We start from the raw sequence: 19713 nt of genomic DNA, 5'->3' as shown, positions 1-19713 counted from the left end.
GAGTTCTCCTATGCCGGAAGCAGTGCCGGCTCGATCCGCTTGAGGTAGCGGCGGGCGGTCGTATCGATGTCGTCGGGCTTGCGAGCGTTTTCGGCGAACTGGCGCAGCAGGTTCGGCTGTTCCAATATGCTACGCATAGCCGCGGCGAGTGCTCGCGCATCGTTGGGTGGCACAGTCAGGCCATTGACGCCGTGCTCGATCATTTCAGCCATGCCCCCGATGTTGCTGGCGATGACCGGACGCCCCTGAACCTGGGCTTCCTGAATGACCAACGGCGCGTTCTCCCACCAGACGGAAGGAACAATGGTGCAATCGACCGCGGCCACCAGATCGCCGATATCTTCTCGTCGATAAGGACCCCGGGGCTGAACGCATTCCGCCGTTTCGGCGAAGCGGCGATCGACCTCGTCGACGAAGGTCTTGCTCTGGAATGGCGCGCCGCCATGGACGCGCAGCTCGAATTCGTGGCCATCGGCCAGAAGCTGGCGCGCAGCGTCGAGCAATACGATCACCCCTTTCCAGGGATTGAGATTTCCGAAATAGCCGAAGATAGGCCGCCCGCCTTCGAGCAGCTCTCGTTGCGCGCCGGCCGTTCGGACCGGGATGCCATTGGGTATGACGCTGACCGCATCTTCGTCCAATCCCCACTGCACGAAGCGATCCTTTAGAAAAGCGCTTGGTGATACGAAGTGGTCAACCGTGCTCAGCAGGGCCTTCAGGTGCCGTTCGCGCAGGACAAAGCGATCGAGGGGAATGTCCTTGAAGCAGCCATGGCAGCGGTCCGGGCTGGCTTGATGGCAAAGCTCCTTGGTGCCGGTGCGCACCATCAGGCCGTCATGATGGCAAATCGGGTAGTAGTCATGGAGCGTCATGACGATCTGGCAGTGGGGCAGGGTGCGGCGGATAATGTGAGGGAACTCAGCGCCAAGCAGCAACAGGTGGTGGATGTGGACTACATCCGGTCGGAACTCGCGCAGCAACTCCGTTATATCCGGCACCACGCCATAGAGGTCGATCTGGCTCATGAAAAAGTGGTCGAAGTGTCCCGACCACAGCAGGACCTCGTCTCCCGCCGGGCCGACGCCCTGAAAGCTCGTGCCCGGCCTCGCCTCGCGATGGATCTGGTTCGTGGCACCGAGAAACAGAGCCTCGTGCCCGGCGCGCTGGTAGGCGCGAAACAAGTCGTGGGCGAATATCTCCGTTCCACCCGGATGGAGGGACGGATGGTTGTGGGCGGCCACCAGAATGCGCTTGCTCATCGACCATTTCCCCGGCGCTTTGCCACGATGAAGTCCTGATGGTGGCCAGCGTTTGTGCCGCGCCAACGGCCAAGCGATTTCAGCGCGACGGAGAGACCGGCCCGTTCGAGCGCCTTGTCCAGAAAGCCTTCATCGAAGCCGATCGCGGCAAGCGGTGGCTGGTTGGGTACGAACCAACATGGGCTTTCACGATAGCGACGGAAAGCGAGACGCGGATCGCGCCGTCCGTTTTCGTTTGCCGCGGCGATGCCGTCGACCACGAACGCGGTCATGAACAAGCGGCCCCCGGGTGACAGCACGCGGCGGACCTCGGAGAGGTAGACAAGCACCTCCGCGGGCGGCAAATGAGTGACCACGGACGTCATGATGACGAAGTCGAAATGATGATCAGGAAAGGGCAGCACCAGCGCCTTTCCGCTGATCTTGCCGTTCGGGTTGTAGAGCTCGTGCGCGATATCCAGTCGCTGAAAGGCGAAATTGGGGTAGGCAGGCGTGATCGTATTCTGGCACCAGCCGATGCCGCCCTCGACCGGGTCGAGGCCATCGTAGCGGCTCTTTTGCGGATCGAGATACTGGGTGAGCGGCACCGCCATCCTGCCGATACCGCAACCAATGTCCAGCACGCGGCTGTCTTCGCGCAGGCCGCCGATGCGAATAAAGTAACCGAGAAACTCCGCCCCTATCGCGCGAAAATCACCGTCTCCGACGACGACGTGTGTTGAATCCGGTTGCGGCAGAAAACGATTGCACCGAACGGAGTCGATCAGCCAGCGAACACGGTCTTCATCGATCAGCCGGGCCGGCGCGGGCGGATGTATGAGTGCCGCTTGCGTCACGCCGCGTTCCTTTCCGGGATTCTCCCACCAGTGACGGCGTGTCGATCCGGGTCTTTGCCGAATTGAACCGCCATCAGTTCGGTGATGTCGTCCTCCCAACGCTGCGTGTGTAGCCATGAATTGTATTGGCTTGCCACGCCGCGCATGTAGTCCTCGCTGCGGCGGATCGAGCGACGCTCGAAATGATACAGGCACGCTGCCGGTTCGTAGACTATCTGGAGCCCGAGGCGACGGATCTTGAGGCACAGGTCGCTGTCTTCGTAGTCGCCGATCACGTAGTCCTCGGTGTAACCACCAACGCTCTCGTAAGTGTCCCTGCGGGTCACGAGGCAAGCGCCGGTGACGCCGGGAACCTCGCGGGCATGTTGCGCCGGCGCGTAGTCGCGCGGCATGCCCTTGTGGAAATGGTGGTTCAGCCAGATCCCGCGCTGGTCGCGGCCGAAGTAGAGCCCGGCATGCTGCAGCGATCCGTCTTCGAAAATCAGCTTCGGGCCGATCGCGCCCAGGTTTGGCCTTTCCAGCAACGGACGCGACAACACTTGGAGCCAGCCTGGCGCTGACGGCACAACATCCGAATTGAGCATTACCAGAATGGCGCCGCGTGCAAAACGTGCGCCGGCATTGCAAGCGCGCGCGTAGCCTCCGTTGCGATTCATCACGACGAACTTCATCGCTAGACCATGCAGAAGGTGCAGGCCGCCCAGCAGGTGCTCCGTCTCGTCCTGAATTTCCGGGGAATCGAGGACATAGATGATCTCAGCGTTGTCGGCGAGCCACGGATCCGTGGCCATCCCGGATAACTGGAAACGCAGGAAGTCGAGAACCCGGTATAGTGGGACTACGATGGAAACGAGGGGCGCACCTTTGGGAATGCCGTAGTCTTTGGTGCGGCTGACCTCTATGGTCTTGCCCAATCGCCGCTCGACATTCTGCAAGGAGGGGGCGAGGATTGTACGGAAGGCGCGGTCGACCGCATGCTGCGGGGGCACGGCGCGAAGCAGGTGGTTTCGTTGCATTGCGGCCTCGAAGGCCTGCGGCTTCGGGACGAGAGCCATTGTCGCTCCAGAGGCGAGGCGCATCTGAAATCGTGGCTGCAGGAGCGGCCCGGGCGATTCCGTCAGAGGGACCCAGGCAACGAAACCGGTCACATCGGTCTTACTCTTTTCATCGGTCCCTTGCGCCCATGCCGGAAATTCGTAGCTGTTCCCGTCGAGCGGCACGGCCGTGCCGTCCTCTTTGAGGTAATCGATGCCGGCGAAGGCGGTGGACGGCGCATGGAACCAGCCGCCGGCCAGAAGACCGCCGTCGAGCACCAGAGCGAGATCGACCTCTCCGGACGGATGCATCGATGACTTGGCGATCCGGCTTGTCGCCAGTGGTGCGCGAACTTGCAGGTCGATCGCCGTGGCCGCGCCGTTTTCCGGCAACGTGGCGAGCCGACGGACAATCATTTCGCGCAACTCCACCGCCTGGCGGTTTTTATCCCACCAACTCTGAAGGCTGGAATAGCGAGACTTGCCGTCGGCGAGCTGGCGGATGGCGACGCCATTCTTGCTCAGAAGGACGATGAGCAACGGAGGAGATGGGGAAGGCGCATCCGTGATGAAATGGCACGACCGCGAGCCGTGTTTCGCATTGCGCCCGAGGACAACCCTTACGGCCAAGCGTGTGATCGACGCCGCGCCGACCGCATAGATCGCTGTGATGTCGCCCAGATCCGGATTGATGGTCGTCTCAATCAGATGGCGCCCTTGCGCAACCTGACACACGATGCTGGCGGACTGCGGTTCGGGTACGAGCACGTGAAGAGCGTCTTCAACCACCATGCTGAACAGATCGTCGCTGGCAATGCGGAAGGCGCTTCGCCACACAGTCAGGAGGTTGTTGACGAACTTGATGCGAGCATCTGGCGCGAGATCAGCGAATAGGGCCTCAACATCGAGCGGCGCGAGCATGCGCGCCGGCTGCATCACGATGGTATCAATTGTGCAACCGTCTTCAGTGCAGATGTCTACGCTCTCCGGCTGCTTTCCTGGCCTCATCGCCCAGAACATGCGTTGCCGTCCGTTGCCAAGCGGGAGCGTCATGCTGACGAGCGGTACCGGCGACTGGTCCATGGACAACAGGCACCTTGTGGCTGAGGGAAGGGCTGGGGGGAGATCCAAGATGAGGACGGCCAGATCAGCGCCGAGCCGAAAAATCTCTGCATTCCTGAAATCGCCCGTGGCGTTTATCGATACGTCGAACGTCACACGCTATCCTCTGAATTGGAATGGCGCGCCCCACGGGAGGAAGCAGGGCGCGCGGTTCACGCTCAGTGAACTGTGAAGTAGTGCTCGGGATTTGCCTGGATGTCGTCGGCATCGACATTGACCAGGGTGAGCGTGTCACCATGTCCGAGATCCACGACGACATTGCCGCCGACCTGGGTGATACGCGAGGCCAGGTCGTCGGGCGAAGACACGTCGAGGCCATTGATGCCCTTCGAGATCTGCAGCAGATCCTCGCCCGCGGTAAAGTCGAGAATGACGTCATTGCCGCCGCCGCCGTCGAAGACGAAGACGTCATGGCCAGCACCGCCTGCCAACACATCGTTGCCGGCGCCGCCGTCGAGGATGTCGCCACCATCGCCGCCATAGAGGATGTCGTTGCCCTTGCCGCCGGACAGAAGGTCGCTTCCGTGTCCGCCGAAAAGGATGTCGTTGCCCTTGTCGCCGTACAGAAGGTCATCACCCCAGCCGCCGACGAGGGTGTCGTGACCGTCTTCACCGTTCAGCAAGTCGCTGCCCTCACCGCCGAACAGGGTATCGTTTCCCTTTCCGCCGAACAGCAGGTCGTCACCATCATCACCGAACACGATGTCGTGTCCGTTGCCGCCGCTCACGAAATCATCGCCCCCATGGGCGCGAATGAAGTCGCTGAAACGGGAGCCGAACAGGGCGTCGTGGTATGCACCGCCTTCCAATGTTGCCATCTGCCTCTCCTCTTCAGGTTTCTATGCACGCGTTGCTCGCACGGGGTGCGACAATTGCGCGCCAGGAATGTGCATTGCAACAAAGAACAACGCAAGCGTCCCATGAAGAGAAAACGTCTATTTTTGAGAAATAAATTTCTTATTTTAAGTCATGTTGGTACATTGTTTCATAAATGCCGGCTTTTATCATGTAAAATTCCCGCAGTTTACTTGGAAATAACTTCAAAAATTGAAACAATCTACAATTGATATGTCGCGAGTTTACTTTCAGTTCCTAATCTTCTCTGAAGGCACGATTGAAACTCTCGGCGACGGGAGAGGTAAGGTATTCGATCGCAAGGCGTGACTTGTGGATGATCAGCACCTCCGCGGGCATGCCGGGATAGAGGCGGACATCGGGGTTTGCCTTGAAGGACGACGCGTCGATTTTGGCGCGCGCGACGAAAAACGCGGAATTTGACTTCTCATCGACCGACTGGTCCGCGGCGACATATGTGATGGCGCCTTCCATGGGCAGGCGGGAACGCTGATTATAGGCTGTCAACCGGATTTGCGTTTTGGAGCCCACGGCGATGCTGTCGATGTCACGAGGATTGACGCGCATTTCGATCAGGAGCGGCTCGTTTTCCGGAACGATCTCGAGCAGAGCCTGGCCGGGCGTGACCGCGCTGCCAGGGGTGCGCAGGAAGATGTTGCTGATGATCCCGTCCTGCGGAGAGCGGATCTCAAGACGCCGCAGCACGTCGTTTGAAGCCGTGATCTGCTCTTCGACATCCGCGAGCTCGACGCGCGCCGTCGTGATTTCGCCGGCAATCGTCGACTGAAACTCGCTTTCGATCCCGGTCAGCGCAAGCTGTGCGCCCGCTGCGGCCTTTTCTGCCCGGGCCTTGTCGCCGGCGAGTTCGCTCCGCTCCCGCGTAACCCCGCTGAGCCGGGCCTCGATCTCGATGAGTTGCGTGCGCGATACGGCACCTTTTTTCTCCAGCGTCGCCAACGCCGACCGCTGCTCGTTGATGAGGCCGAGCTGCTGGTCGATCGCCTGGATCTGGATGCCGAGTGATTTCGCTTGTTCGAGGTACTCCTCGATGGTTTTTCTCTGGACCTCTATCCGCCCGGCCTGCATCTCGCGCCGCTTTTCGAAAAACACCGTCTCCGCCCTGATGGCGTCGTCGACGGCGACGTCCTCGGCATCGCCGAGTTCAGGTGGAAAGATGATCCGCGGCATGTTGGTCTGCTCGTCCTTCAATCGCGCCAGTTTCGCGATCAGGCCGATGCGCCGGATTTGGAGTGACCGCAGGCTGGAACGGGCGCGTGTATCCTCCAACTCAATCAGGGGTTGTCCTGCGGACACCTTGTCACCCTCCTGAACCCGCAACCGGCTCATGACGCCGCCTTCGAAATGGCTGACGGTCTTTCGCTTCGAATCGACGATGACGGTGCCGCTAGCGACCGTCGCGCTGCTGAGTTCGGTCGAAAGCGCCCAGGCAAAAAAACCACCAAAGGACACCACGATCGTGGCGATCCCCGAGATGACAAGACGGCGGAGCGGCGAGCGGGTATCAAATTGGTCGAATTCCAGGTCCGGAGGGCTGACACTCAGCGGCACCGGCTGATGCGTCTGTGGACGCCGTTCGGAAAGGTCGGGGCGGGCTGCAAGGGGCTTCTTCTCCGTCATTGCGCAGCCACCTCGCGGCGTGCTTCGCCCGCCGTTGTGGCTGGAATCACGTCCGTCCGCGGCCCGAACTGCGTGACGCGGCCGTTTTCAAGCACGAGCAGTTTGTCGGCGACCTGCATGATGGCTGGCCTATGGGCGATTATAATGACGATGGCGCCGTCCTCGCGCGCGTGCTGGATCGCGCGGATAAGGGCCCGCTCGCCAATCGCGTCCAGGTTTGCGTTCGGCTCGTCGAGCACGATGAGGCGAGGCCGGTTGTAGAGGCAACGTGCCAACGCTATGCGCTGCCGCTGCCCTCCCGAAAGGGTCAGGTGTCCGTCACCGACGGGCGTATCGTAGCCCAGTGGCAGGCGTCCGATCATCTCGTGGATGTCGGCCAATCGCGCCGCTTCCAGCACCTTGTATGGATCGCTGTCCGCCATCCGCCCAATGTTTTCTCGAATCGAGCCCTCCAAGAGGGAGACGGATTGCGGTAGATATCCGACCACTTGGCCGAACGAACTGCGCTCCCAGAGATAGGTGTTGTTGCCGTCGAGGAAGACACCGCCTGACGTGGGGCGCAAGATCCCGACCAGCAGCCGGGCGAGGGTCGATTTGCCAGCCGCGGAGGGACCGACCACACCCAGGACCTCGCCCGGGGAGAGGGAGAACGAAATGCCCTTGATGATCGGCACATCCAGCCCCGGGGCTGCGTAAACCAGTTTGTCGACGACGATGTCGCCAGACGAATGCGGCGTGGGCATCGTTTGGCGAATAGCAAGGTCCGCCTTGAGGGTGGCCTCAAGGCGACGCCAGCCTGCGATCGCCAGCACCCACTGCCGCCAATTGTCGATGACCGAATCGAAAGGTATCAGGAGGCGTCCGACAAGGATGCTCGATGCCATCATTGCGCCGGGCGTGATTGCCTGCTCCAGCACCAGGAACGCTCCGGCCGCCAGGGTGATGATCTGGATGGAATAGCGGAGGCTGCGGGTGATGGACGACATCGCCTTGCTCCTGCTCCCACTCGCTTCAAAGCCGTCGAGGGCTTGCATTTGCAGGGCGCGCCAACGATTCGCCAGAGCCGGCAGCATGCCCATTGCCTCGATAGCCTCGGCATGTCTGAGTGATGCGCCAATCTTCGAGATAGCTTCAACATTTGTCTGGTTCGCTTCCTTCGTGAGTTGGCGTGTCAGCATGTCCGTGATCAGGCCGCCGCAAAGGAGCAGCGCCGCGGAGACGGCCCCGATGAGGCCGAACAGCGGATGCAGAACGAAAAGGGCGCCGAGAAAGATCGGTGACCACGCTGCGTCGAGGGGCGCGGTTACCGCTGACGAGGTCAGGAAGCTTCGCAGTTCCGCGATGTCCCGAAGCGACTGGGTCGCGCGCGACAGGCCCTGGTCAACGGAGGCCTGAACGGCGGCGGCAAGGACCGGCATGTTTAAACGGCGCACGAGTGCGCCACCGATGGCTTGGAAAGAGAGGGCGCGGATGAACTCCAGAACACCGAGCACCACAAGGGCGCCGATCGCCAAAATCATGAGCATGACCAGTGTCTCCATGCTCTGACTGTTGAGGACCCTGTCATGAACTTGCAGCATGAAAATGGGCATCGTAAGTTGCAGCAAATTCAGGCACACGCTAAGCGCCGCCGCATATATTAGCCCGGACACGAATACGCGCTTCCCTTGCGCGATCAGCAAGCCTGGGTTGTTTTTCTCGTTGCCTCCCAATGATTGACCCTTGCTTCTTGTCTCATTTTGAACAGTATCACGCATGGCGATTTGCCTTGAATTAACGTTGTGGCCATCTGCCGGAGGACGGAATTGGTTATAACCGGGCGGGAGTGTAGTATTGCGTCGGCCAATCTGGCATAGAAGGGCAGGGGTGTGCAAGGTCACACTAATTTTGGTCGACGGAGATATTTGAAGATTACTTCAATTTTTGAAGTATTTTTCCAAAGCGGAGAATATAGTGAACGACGATAGTGTGCTTAAGCTTTCCAATCTGAATGACGATCTGAGAATTGGAAATAGGGGGCGGGCTGTGCAAGCAGATCCCGGGCATGCTCAAGATCTCGAGTTCGGTGACCTCCGGCAGATTACGTATTTCGAGCTCGCTCGCCTCATGGAGCGGGCAAGTCGACGGTTTGCAGGCTTGATCCGCGCGGAGCTCACCAAGCTTCGTGTAGATGATGTTGGGCCGGCACAGGCGATGATACTGCTCGCAATCGGCGATTCGGAGCTTTCGGTCGCCGAGCTTCTGGAACGTGGGCATTATGTTGGTTCCAATGTTTCCTACTATTTGAAGCAGCTTGCCGACGGCGACTACATTGATCGCGTTGCCTCCCAGCGCGACAAGCGGTCCGCACGCATCAAGCTGACGGAGAAGGGGAGGCAGCTTAGGGCAAATCTCCGCGACGCGGCGATGGCCTACGAGCGTGCGGTGAAACGTGGTGATCAGGATCAACGGATGCTTGAGACGGCCTTCCAGACGCTGCACGAGCTTGAACTGGCCTGGGCCAACGCTTCACGGTTCGGCGTCTAAGCGGTGAGGGGCGCCGCGGGACTGGCCAAGGCGGACTAGATGCGATGCATGTGGCGTTTGTTCATCGCAGGGGCTTCGGCCAGTTCGCTGCCCTGGCCGCTCAACTCGCGCAGGCGGGCAATGAGGTCAGCCTTATCACCGAGACCATAGACCGGAAGATCCTATCCGTTCGGGTCGTTCGACATCGAACGGAACCAGGCCCGCGCGCAAATCCGCACATGGCCCGGCACATGGGTATTCCGGATCACCACGCGCGAATCGGCCATCGTGTTGCCGAAACGCTCGATGCCATGGTGCGGCAAGGGCTAGCGCCGGACGTTGTCGTCGGCCATATCGGCTGGGGCAGCATGATGTTCTTGAAGGACGTGCTGCCACAGGTGCCCGCATTGGGATATTGCGAGTTCTTCTACCGGCCGGAAGGCGCCGACATCGGGTTTTCGCCCGACGATCAGCCTGATCTGGAGACGCGCAAGAGGCTGCGCCTGCGCAACATCGCGCAGCTCTTGTCCCTCGAGGCCATTGAGGCGGGTATCAGCCCCACCCATTGGCAGAAAAGCCTGTATCCCACCGATGCCCAGGGGCGCATTTCAGTGTGCCACGAGGGTATCGATACGGTGCGGTTTCGACCGGATCCGACAGCATCGGTGACGCTTCCGGATGGACGTGTGCTCACTGCAGGCGGGCCTCCCATTGTCACTTTCGTCGCGCGCGACCTCGAGCCGTACCGCGGATTTCCACAGGCTTTGGAGGCTGCCGCCAAGGTTGCGCGGCAATGTCGCGATGCGCTCTTCGTTTTCGTCGGCGGAGATGGCGTCAGCTATGGTGTGCCCCCGCCAGGCGGTGGGGCCTGGAAGGACCATCTCCTGGAGACGCTGGATATGCCACGGGAGAATATCCTCTTCCCCGGCGTGGTGCCGCATTCCGTTTTGCGGCGGCTTTACCAGATTTCGTCCGCGCACCTCTACCTGACCTATCCATTCGTTTTGTCTTGGTCGGTGCTGGAGGCAATGGCGTGCGGAGCCCTGGTCATTGGGTCGGATACCGCTCCTGTCCAGGAAGTTATACGCGACGGCCGGAACGGCCTGTTGGTGCCATTTTTTGACACGGACGCACTTGCCAAGGCCATTCTCGACGCCCTGAAGGAGCCGGAACGCTATTTCGGGATGCGCGCAGCAGCGCGCCGGACGGTCGAAAATCGCTTCCGGCTGACGGACTGCCTCGATCGGCAATGGGATATTCTCGAAGGGTTGATCGGAAAATCGTTTATCCGTCGCTCGTGAATGAAAATAATCAATTATTACTTTGATTTTTAAAGTATATCTGAAGTTATTTTCTTATAAGTTGTCGATTTTTATTATTGTGCACCGCAATCGTAGTTGTTAGGTTCTTGCTCGTGACGCCGCGATGATTTGAGAAAGAAGCTGATTGTCTGGCGTCCTTGGTTTTTGTTCCGAAACAATTCTTCAGAGGCCGTAAGTGCGAGAGTTGATGTCCTCCGGCATTGGAAAACGACTGGCGACGAGAAAGCTGATAGCGGCATCGGATCGGGATCGGTCATGCTTCGAAGGCAGCGATATCGAGCATCTGATCGTTCACCTCGAGAATGGCCACTCTTCGGCGACATTGCAGAATGCATTTCCATTGATCGCCGTCGCCTTTTCCGACGATGGCGAGGCGGATCTGCAGGAGCGTCTGGCGCTGCTTGGATCGCTGGCGACGGTCCCCGCGGTTCCCCTCCAGCGGCTTGATCCCGTCAACAAGTCGGACAGTTTCGCGCTTCTGCGGGCCCTGGCCGAGGGTGGCGTCGGCCGGCTCGCCCAGTACAGCGCCTCCATCACCTCGGAGCTTGCGATCCTGCGCCGGGAGCGCGAAACGCTGCTGGAAAACTACCGGGCCCTTGAAGATGCGTTTCAGGCGCGAAACTGGGAGCCGGTTTCCGAGATTTTCTCCCACGATCCCTATGCCGATCCAAAGGACGACGGGATCGGGCAGCTGCTTGCCACCGCCTTTGTCGAGCAGCTGCTGCCGGTATCCAGCCTTGCGGTGGCTGGTTTTGCTCTTCACCTGCATTCGGTGCCCAGGGTCAGTGGAGAGCTCGTCGTCGCACTGAGCTACCTCGAAAGCGGCGAAGGGGTGGCCGAGTGGACCGTACCCTATGCGCAACTCGTGCCGAACTGGAATTTCTTCTCGTTGCCCCGTGCCTGCGGAGGGGCGGCGCGCACGCTTCGGCTGCGAATCTCCGCGACCGGACCCGAGACCGTCGGCGTTTCGCTCGGCTATCCAATCGCCGGCGAGCGCTATTCGGCGCGGTCGGAACTTCCGCATCCGGATCTCGACCTGCGCCCGCTGGCGTTCAAGGTGTTTACGGGACTGCCCGGCGTCAAGCCCGCCAACGCATTCAACATGATTGCGCCGAGCAATCTGCTAGAAGGTCAGTTCATCGTCGATTATCGTTTGCCGGTCGACACATTGAGCCAGATCGCGGACGTTTCGGTCACGCCCATCGTCCCGGAATTCCAGACCGTGCGCTTCCTTGAACATGAGCATGCGATCGTCTGCCACCCGTTGCCGAGCGGCATATCCGCGGGCGCCGTCAGTCGCGCCGTCGAGCCCGGAACAATATCCTTCTCGGCAAGCGCCGTCATTGATCATCCTCAAGGTCAGCCTGCGGCGGTCGGCTTCCTGCTCGCCCCGGCGAATTCGAATGCGCGTTCCGAAGTGGCCGAGCTCGCGCGAAAGGGCGCAGCCAGGCCATCAGCATTCTTCAGCGGATGGCGCGAAGTCACCTCAAATCAGGTCGTCAACATCAACATCCAACTGGAGCAGCCGGTTCGCGGCCCGATGGATCTGATGATCCTCAGCCGCGCAGTGACGGATTCGGTCGATTTCTCCTGGCTCAAGGTGTCCGGCTTCAGGCTGGTCAAGCAATCGACGGAAGCCGCCGATGTCCGCTAACAGGGAGCTCCCCGAACTGATCGCCGTGGCTATGCCCCTCTATGGTCACGCGGCACTCGCCCTGGAGGCGATCGAGTCCGTCCTTGCCTCGAATCTGAGTAGCTGCCGGGTCGTCATTGTCATCTCGGTCGACGGCGATCCGCGGCATGAGACGTTCGACCAACTGTTGCTCTATGCCGCTGCCCATCCTTCCGTCCATGTCGTGATCGGCCAGAACGCCGGTCCGGGCGGCGCACGCAATCGCGCCATCGAATACGTTCTCGAGTGTTTTCCCGAGGCGAAGGCCGTCTATTTCCTGGATGCCGACAATCGCGTCCTTCCCGGCACCATCCAGACGCTTTACCGGCAGCTCCAAGCCAGTGGTTGCGGGTGGGTCTACACCAATATCGACACGTTTTCCGTCAGCTGGCGCGCCCACTACGGCAACCGCTATTCGCGGTTGGTCCACTGCATAACCGACAATATCTGCGACACGGGATCGATGATCTCGATCGACGTTTTCCAGTCGGGCGTCCGATTCAACGACGACAGGCAGAACGGCTTCGAGGATTGGGAGTTCTGGCTGTCCTGCATCGAGCATGGCTTCGTCGGCACGCCCTGCCATGACACGGTCTTCGAATACAGGCTGCGGGCGGAGAGCCGCTTCAAGGAGGCGAACCGAGACCGCGCCACGTCGGTGAGCTTCCTGCGCAAGCGCCACAAATCACTATTCCAGCGACCGATGCTGGTGGATTTCGAGCATGAGGAGTGCCCGCGCTACCTGTTTGCGCGAACGGAAGATACTGCGATCTCCTTCTTCAGCGATCCCACCAAGCCACCGGCGATGCTTCGCCTCGACGACATCATCCGGGCGTTCTGGGCCAACATCGGCGAACCCGACAATGAACACTTCCCGCCATTCATGGTCGCCGGAAGCGGCGCGGCGCTCGACCTGCTCCGGCGTTCGCGCATGCTGCCGAACGTGCTTGCCCATCTTGAGCGCCTGAGCGAGGGCAGCAACGTCGTCTTCGTCCAACTTGCCAACGATGCCGCCCAGCGCAAGATCGAGCCGATCGTTCATGGAGCGGGCGCAGAACGGATCGGCCCCGCCGATCTCATCTTCCTTTCGACCCGGCTCATCCAAGACGTGGTCCAGAACAACGCGGTGGACTGGTTCGCTTCGATTGGCAGCCAGCAAGTATGGCCGACATCGACTGTACTGAAAGTGCGCTTCCCGTTTCCAAGAAGCCTCCCGCGCCGGTCTCTCATCACGCCTCAGCAGGTGATGATCAATTGCGTCAACGCGATTGCCGCGAGCCCCCTGCGTGAGACGGCGGGCAGGCGGTGGACCTGGCGCCCGGCACGGCTCGTGCCCTACGCCGATCTGCACAAGGCGCTGCGCAAGGAAGTTGGGGGATCACCGGTTCTGCCGCTCGGGCACAGCGAAGGCAAGCGGACCGTAGCACTACTCGTGCCGAACGCCTCCTTCGGCGGGGCCGAGAAAGTCGTCTACGCGGCAGGCCGGGAATTGAAGGCGGCGGGTTACGAAACCCATCTCTTCGTGCTCGGCACGTCCCGGATGGATGTGATCGATGAGTTCGATTCCAGCTTCGACTACATTCACTTCTGGGAGGCGGGAATTCCGGCCTGGGGAGGGTCGGGTTCCTTCCTGGGGCAGGACTTTATCGCCGAGGGGCATTCGGTCGATTGGGAGGCGCTGAAGGGACAGCTTTCCGGGTTCGACCTGGTCATCAACAATCACGTGATGGCCGTCCATCCCCTCATCGCACGACTGCGCGCCGAAGGCACGCGCACCGCCTGCTATCTTCACGTTGTCGACAATACGGCCTTCAAGAGGCCCGCCGGGCAGCCCTTCGCAGCGATTGCCCACGAACATTGCTACGATGCCTTCCTGACCTGCTCCGAACAGCTCAAGATCTATCTGCACAGCTACGGCGTCCCGCATGAGAAAGTTTTCGCCGTTGCCAATGGGGCGAGTTTCACGGTGCCGCCCAAAGCCCTGGCGGAGGTTCTGGCGGTCAGGCGGATCGAGCGCAAGGACGACCGGTTGCGGCTTCTCTACATGGGGCGGCTCGATCAGCAGAAGGGCATCGATCGACTGGCGTCGACGCTCGCGGAACTGCGGGCCTCCAACGTCTCCTTCGACGCCCGGGCCATTGGAGGGGAAATCCTTGCCGATTCCAGCTTGTCTTGGAGCGAACGATTGAAGGACCTCGGCGTCGACGTGCGTCCGCCCGTCTTCGCCAGCAAGGATCTGATCAAGGCGCTGGGCTGGGCCGACATTCTCGTCATGCCGTCACGCTGGGAGGGCGCGCCGCTGATGATCGCCGAGGCGCAACAGCTCGGCTGCGTGCCAATCGCGACTGCGGTCGGCGCCGTGGACGAACTCATTTCCGACGGCGAGGACGGCATACTCGTCAACGCGGCTTCCGATCCTCAGGTGGTGAGGGAGATGGCGCGGATCATCGAAGAGGTCGCGCACAATCGCGAGAGGCTTGCGCCGCTCATGGAGGGCTGCCTCCGGACTGCAGCGCGCCGGTCATGGGCTTCCTCCTTCTCGGACTTCATCGCGTGGAGCGATCGCTATGTGAATAACTCATCACTGTCCCGCGCCGCAGTCTTTCGCGAGCCGCCAGTGACAAATCCCGTGGTTGCGGCGATCGGCTGATTGCCGGGCCGCCCCCCTGAAACAGAAAGGTCTAGTCGAATGCGTCCACGAATTCTCGTGACGGGTATTCCTGGTCACTACACGCGCCTTGCCAATGGCGCCCATGGCTTGTCCGTCTCCTATGCAGAGCGGCAGAAGCAGCCGGAATCGAAAGAGGATTTCCTGCAGGAGCTGCGCAACATCAGCAACACCGGCAACTACCTCATCGGTGAGGGCGCCCTGCGCGCACTTGCGCCGCATGCGAAGCAGGTTCCCTTCTGGCATCTCTACAATTTGAGCAAGGGCGGCGGCGGGTTCGACGAGTTCAACGCCAACTTCGACATCTGCGTCTTTACCTGCGCAAACCTGTTGCGCAAGGGGCTCTCCGCGGACGCCGAGGCGGAGGTCCTCAGCCGGCTCAACATGCCGATCGTCATGTTGGGCATCGGCCTGCAAAACCGCAAGGACCTGGAGAACAATCTTCCTGAAGGAACCAAACGGCTCCTGGCCATCCTGAAGGAGCGGGAGCACTACTTCCTGACGCGCGGCTACGAGTCGGCCGGCTTCCTGAAGGACCAGGGCTTCTCCTTCGTGCGCCCGACCGGCTGCCCTTCCGTCTATTTCATGCCGGACAACATGCGCCGGTCCATGACGAAGCTGTCGAGCGTAAAGATCGGCAAGGCGCGGACGATCTTTTCAGGTTACCTCGGCGGCAATCAGGATGCGATCCTCGACGCCAATGCGCTGGCCCCACAGGACACAGTTCCGCAATACGTCGTTCAGGACGAGTTTCTCCACTTCGAGATGAAGGTGGAGCCCAACGAAGAGGGTCGCGTCTATGATTCCGCATCGGGCCTGATGATCGGCGATCTGGCGTACCCCGGCACGGAGCGGGAGAAGCAGCGGTTCGAGGTTCGTACTTTCTACGACACCAACCAGTGGCGCGCCTGGGCCTCGTCGATGGACTTCAATCTCGGCCGTCGTTTCCACGGATCGATCATCGCCATGCAGGCGGCGGTGCCGAGCCTGATGGTGGCGGTGGACGACCGCATGCGTGAGATGCTCGGCTTCACCGGCCTGCCCGCCGTCGACATCAACGAGATCGACAAGGCGGAGAACCGCGCTGAGTTCGTGGCCGATCATCTGGCAAAGCTCAACACGAGCGAACTTGTCGACCGGTACTCCGACCGCGAACGCGCCTTCCGCACCACGCTACGTGAAATCGGCATCGGACACTAGCGGCCCCAGGGCCATCTCTTTTCGGTTAAGAGGACAGCTATGCGTATCTTGCTTACGGGAATCCCATCCTACCTGCAGCGGACGATTGCGGACGTCTCCGGCACGACCGTCATCCATCGGCCCTATTTCGACGAGGCCAGGACCAGGAAAGGCCTGATCTCGCAGGTCAGGAAGATCGCCAACACCGGCAACTACCTGATCGGCGAAGGCGCGGCCGAAAGCCTGCGCGGCCATGACGTCACCTATCTGCCGTTCTGGCATCTCGTCAACAATCGGGATTCGAACGAGCTCTACGAACGCGTGAACCGCGAATTCGACTTGTGCGTCTTCGCCTCCGCCAATCTCCTGCGGCCCGGTTATTCCGCCGATCTCGAAGCGGAGATCTTCGCCAAACTGAAGATGCCGGTCGTGGTGATGGGCATCGGCATTCAGCGCAAGGAGGGCCTCAAGGAGCAGCTGCCGGCTGGCACGCTAAAGTTCCTGGAGGTCTTGAGAAACAAGGAAAGCTTCTTCCTCACGCGGGGCTATTTCACCGCCGAGTTCCTGAGAGAGCAGGGAATGAAGTTCGTCAAGCCAACCGGCTGCCCGTCGCTCTACTTCTCGCCGAACGACATGAAGCGCTCGCTCTCGGCGCTTGCCAATCCGGGACTGTCTGAAGCCCAGAAAATAGCCTTCGGTGGCTATCTCGGCAGCGTTGCCGATACGATCGTCGATGCCCACGCGCTTCTCAAACCCGACAGCGTCGCAAGCTATGTCGTCCAGGACGAAGTGGTTGCCTACAATCTCTCTTTGACCGGCGACGACAACGACATCGTCTATGACCGGGCGAGCGGGCGTATCACCGGGGGGACCGAATACAAGCATTCGGAGAAATGGCAGCGGAAACACGAGCTGCTGGTCTATTTCGACACGAACCAGTGGCGAACCGCGATGTCCGCGCGCGATTTCTGCTTCGGTCGTCGTTTCCACGGCTGCATTATCGGCATGCAGGCCGGCACGCCCGCGCTCATGATCGCGGTCGATGACCGAATGCGGGAAATGCTGGAGTTCATCGGCTTCCCCTATATCGAGGCGGCCACTTGGAACAGGGAGGTGGACAAGCGCGCTTATCTCGCCAATTTCCTCGGCAAGATCGACACGCAGGCCGTGATTGACCGCTATTCCGCCTGCGAGGCGAATTTCCGAAATGCTCTGGGGCAGATCGGACTTTGAGCAGATGACGGCGAGGCTGCGATTGCGCGCGCTACTCGCTTGCGCGCTGGCAGCGCTCTGGGCCTTAGCCCCGGCGCGGCCGGCGGACGCGGACGATGTGCTCGCCGATCGCATCGGCATTAACCGGGTAAACCTTGCCTGGCTTTCCCGCGCCGATCAGGAGCGGGTGCTGAAGGAGATCGCGGCAAGCGGCATCACCCATGTCCGACTTTCATTGTCGAGACCGGTGGGCAAAAGCATCGAAGCGCTCGAAATTGCGGATCGGCTCGGGCTGAAGATCCTCCTCGAGATCCAGCTCGGGAACAAGGACTACTATCCGCCGGAGACGCGCCCTCGGACCGGTTTCGGCCGCGTCTGGGACGTTCAACGGCTTTCGGATCTCGACCTCGATCTTTACCGTGCGCACCTGCGCGCGGCGCTTCGCCGTATCGACGGTATGGGCATCCGCATCGACGCCGTCGAGCCCGGAAACGAGATAAATTACAGCGCCTACAATGGCGACCTCGTGGTCTACGAAAACCCTGGGCGGCGCACGCCGCGCAGGGTTTCGGAAGTCGCAAATCGCTCGGCGTTCGAGCGCGGCCTCGACGCCTATATCGGCACCGTCCGCGTCACCCGGGAAGAATTGCGGGCGACGGTCCACAGCGGCGACGCGCTTCTGATTTCAGCCGGGCTTTCCGATGCCGGCACTGTCGAGGCCGATCGCCGTGGCATGGAACGGCTCGATCCCTCGGCGGTTATTTCGCTCCTGCGGGAGCGGGGGATCGACGCGCTGGTCGATGGCTACGGCATCCATGTCTACCCAGGGCGCAAACGTGACGCGGCGCTTGCGCGCTACGTGACGACGGTCCTCGATTTTTGCCAGCCCGAAGGGCAGGGCAGGCCGTGCTGGGTGACCGAATGGGGCATTGCCAACACCGCGCTGTCCTGCCCGCTCGACGACCGTGAGCGGGAAGAGGCGGTCCGTGCCGTGCGCCGCGCCTTCTCTGAGATGATGGAGGAAGGGAGGCTGGAAGCAGCCTTCTACTACGACTGGGACACGCAACCGGTCTACAGCGTTTGGCGCTGCGGCGTCTTAGGCCCAGCCGGAGTCGCGGCCACCGAAACGAATACCGGCGGTGGGGTGGCAAGAGGATCGCCGTAGCCGGGAACCGGGCCAAGTCGCCCTCGCTTTGATGGAGCGGGCACGCGCGTTGCCCCACCTCGAGCTATTTACCTTGCGACGCCCAGAGCTTGATCTGGCCCGGTCCGAGACCAGCCTGCCGGCGTCTATGGGATCAACGCGGTTGGCGCCAGGGCAGTCGCCGAGGCGGTGAACCGTCTCGCCCAAAACTCCGCGGCGCGCTGTCGACAGACTGTAAACCCGAATATGCCCGGCGGCCCGAAAGCCCTCTCACGAAAACAACTCCCGGAAAAGGAGGGGGCCAGCCTCTTCCTCCGCGAGGGCCGCGCTGTTGGCAGCCTCGCTGAGTGCCTGGAAGGCGGATTGGTCCCCGACCCTGGTGCCGCCAAACCGCACCGTCACGGATATCTGCCGCTCTTGTCCGGCTATGAAGGTGGTTTCGTATACGCGAGCGCGGATGCGCTCGCAGATTTTGTTGACATTTTCCATTGTTGCGTTTGGCAGATAGATCCCGACTTCGTCGGAGGCAACGCGGGCGACGAGATCACCATGGCGCACGGAAGAATGGACGATCCAAGCAATCGATTGAAGCAGTGTATCTGCCCATTGCGGTCCATAGCGACGACCGATCTCATCGAAGTTGCCGACCCTGACAACGAGAATGACGCCATCCGGGCTTTCCGCGGTGCTCACGCGCCTGCGGTCTATCGCATGCTCGACGGGGGTCGCAAATGCGTCGGCGCACAGTGTAACTATGATGGGATCGTGGTGGAGGGCGTGCTGAAGTTCTTTCTGGAGATCACGAAGCGCTTTTTTGCGTCGGTGAAGCGCAAATTGCAGCGGAAATGTAACAGCCGCCGATATCAACGCCACAGCCGTTAATTCTACCCAAAACGGACGTTCGGGAACAAGCAGGCTTAACAAGCAAACGACCGCGGTCATCCCCGCCGCCGAGGTAAGGGCGCCGAGCGTTGCGCTCTTGATATGCGCGACTATTGCGGCTGGGCGAAATCGAAATTGCAGGGTCATCGGTTAAACGGAGCTATTGCAGTGGTCGCTATATTTGACAGATTCGGCGAAAATAGCAGGTGAATAAATCCGACGGCATTTTAGCTATAGCCACCCAAAATTTTATGGTCACACCAACCCGATCGCGGCCCGAAAGGCCAAGGCCTATGCGCTCGTTCAAGAAACCCATTCGCACCTTCGGCGTTGGCATCCCGAATGTTTGCTCCTAGCACATGAAACCGTGGAGACCCCCGGTTCG

Annotated in this window: 14 protein-coding genes; 7 read left to right on the top strand and 7 right to left on the bottom strand. The window is 60.7% G+C overall.

Annotated features, from left to right (window positions below):
* Positions 1 to 8: 8 nt before the first annotated feature.
* From ACSQ9D_RS14505 to ACSQ9D_RS14480, 6 genes are all read right to left on the bottom strand, one after another.
* Complete coding sequence (locus ACSQ9D_RS14505) at positions 9 to 1259, bottom strand: glycosyltransferase family 4 protein (protein ID WP_436282806.1); 1251 nt, start codon at positions 1257 to 1259, stop codon at positions 9 to 11.
* Complete coding sequence (locus ACSQ9D_RS14500) at positions 1256 to 2095, bottom strand: class I SAM-dependent methyltransferase (protein WP_436282805.1); 840 nt, start codon at positions 2093 to 2095, stop codon at positions 1256 to 1258. Before ACSQ9D_RS14500 ends, ACSQ9D_RS14505 begins: the two co-directional genes overlap by 4 nt.
* The gene (locus tag ACSQ9D_RS14495) at positions 2092 to 4347 is read right to left on the bottom strand and encodes a glycosyltransferase family 2 protein (protein WP_436282804.1); all 2256 of its coding nucleotides are present in this window, start codon (positions 4345 to 4347) and stop codon (positions 2092 to 2094) included. Before ACSQ9D_RS14495 ends, ACSQ9D_RS14500 begins: the two co-directional genes overlap by 4 nt.
* A 62-nt stretch (positions 4348 to 4409) precedes the next feature.
* The gene (locus ACSQ9D_RS14490; protein ID WP_436282803.1) at positions 4410 to 5069 is read right to left on the bottom strand and encodes a calcium-binding protein; all 660 of its coding nucleotides are present in this window, start codon (positions 5067 to 5069) and stop codon (positions 4410 to 4412) included.
* Between the two features lie 274 nt (positions 5070 to 5343).
* The gene (locus ACSQ9D_RS14485) at positions 5344 to 6744 is read right to left on the bottom strand and encodes an HlyD family type I secretion periplasmic adaptor subunit (RefSeq protein ID WP_436282802.1); all 1401 of its coding nucleotides are present in this window, start codon (positions 6742 to 6744) and stop codon (positions 5344 to 5346) included.
* Positions 6741 to 8501 carry a type I secretion system permease/ATPase gene (locus ACSQ9D_RS14480; protein WP_436282801.1) on the bottom strand — a complete coding sequence of 587 codons (1761 nt, stop codon included), beginning with the start codon at positions 8499 to 8501 and terminating at the stop codon, positions 6741 to 6743. Before ACSQ9D_RS14480 ends, ACSQ9D_RS14485 begins: the two co-directional genes overlap by 4 nt.
* A 268-nt stretch (positions 8502 to 8769) precedes the next feature.
* Between ACSQ9D_RS14480 and ACSQ9D_RS14475 the strand changes: the two genes are divergently transcribed.
* From ACSQ9D_RS14475 to ACSQ9D_RS14445, 7 genes are all read left to right on the top strand, one after another.
* Positions 8770 to 9270 carry a MarR family transcriptional regulator gene (locus ACSQ9D_RS14475; RefSeq protein ID WP_368516249.1) on the top strand — a complete coding sequence of 167 codons (501 nt, stop codon included), beginning with the start codon at positions 8770 to 8772 and terminating at the stop codon, positions 9268 to 9270.
* Positions 9271 to 9314: 44 nt separating this feature from the next.
* Positions 9315 to 10550 carry a glycosyltransferase family 4 protein gene (locus ACSQ9D_RS14470; RefSeq protein WP_436282800.1) on the top strand — a complete coding sequence of 412 codons (1236 nt, stop codon included), beginning with the start codon at positions 9315 to 9317 and terminating at the stop codon, positions 10548 to 10550.
* Between the two features lie 208 nt (positions 10551 to 10758).
* On the top strand, positions 10759 to 12225 hold the full coding sequence (locus ACSQ9D_RS14465; RefSeq protein WP_436282799.1) for a DUF6212 domain-containing protein: 1467 nt from the start codon (positions 10759 to 10761) through the stop codon (positions 12223 to 12225).
* Complete coding sequence (locus tag ACSQ9D_RS14460; RefSeq protein ID WP_436282798.1) at positions 12215 to 14893, top strand: glycosyltransferase; 2679 nt, start codon at positions 12215 to 12217, stop codon at positions 14891 to 14893. The genes ACSQ9D_RS14465 and ACSQ9D_RS14460 overlap by 11 nt, the downstream gene beginning before the upstream one ends.
* Before the next feature lie 39 nt (positions 14894 to 14932).
* Positions 14933 to 16111 carry a polysaccharide pyruvyl transferase family protein gene (locus ACSQ9D_RS14455; RefSeq protein WP_436282797.1) on the top strand — a complete coding sequence of 393 codons (1179 nt, stop codon included), beginning with the start codon at positions 14933 to 14935 and terminating at the stop codon, positions 16109 to 16111.
* Between the two features lie 39 nt (positions 16112 to 16150).
* The gene (locus tag ACSQ9D_RS14450; protein WP_368514608.1) at positions 16151 to 17323 is read left to right on the top strand and encodes a polysaccharide pyruvyl transferase family protein; all 1173 of its coding nucleotides are present in this window, start codon (positions 16151 to 16153) and stop codon (positions 17321 to 17323) included.
* A gap of 4 nt (positions 17324 to 17327) precedes the next feature.
* Positions 17328 to 18467 carry a glycoside hydrolase gene (locus ACSQ9D_RS14445; protein WP_072374597.1) on the top strand — a complete coding sequence of 380 codons (1140 nt, stop codon included), beginning with the start codon at positions 17328 to 17330 and terminating at the stop codon, positions 18465 to 18467.
* A gap of 249 nt (positions 18468 to 18716) precedes the next feature.
* On the opposite strand, the gene ACSQ9D_RS14440 is transcribed toward ACSQ9D_RS14445, so the two are convergent.
* Positions 18717 to 19139: a diguanylate cyclase domain-containing protein gene (locus ACSQ9D_RS14440; RefSeq protein WP_436282796.1), complete on the bottom strand. Its 423-nt coding sequence runs from the start codon at positions 19137 to 19139 to the stop codon at positions 18717 to 18719.
* Between the last annotated feature and the right edge of the window lie 574 nt (positions 19140 to 19713).

The sequence above is a fragment of the Rhizobium sp. LjRoot258 genome (genome assembly GCF_964254185.1).
In the GTDB taxonomy this organism is placed as follows: Bacteria; Pseudomonadota; Alphaproteobacteria; order Rhizobiales; family Rhizobiaceae; genus Rhizobium.
This window is presented reverse-complemented; position numbering and strand designations above follow the sequence as displayed.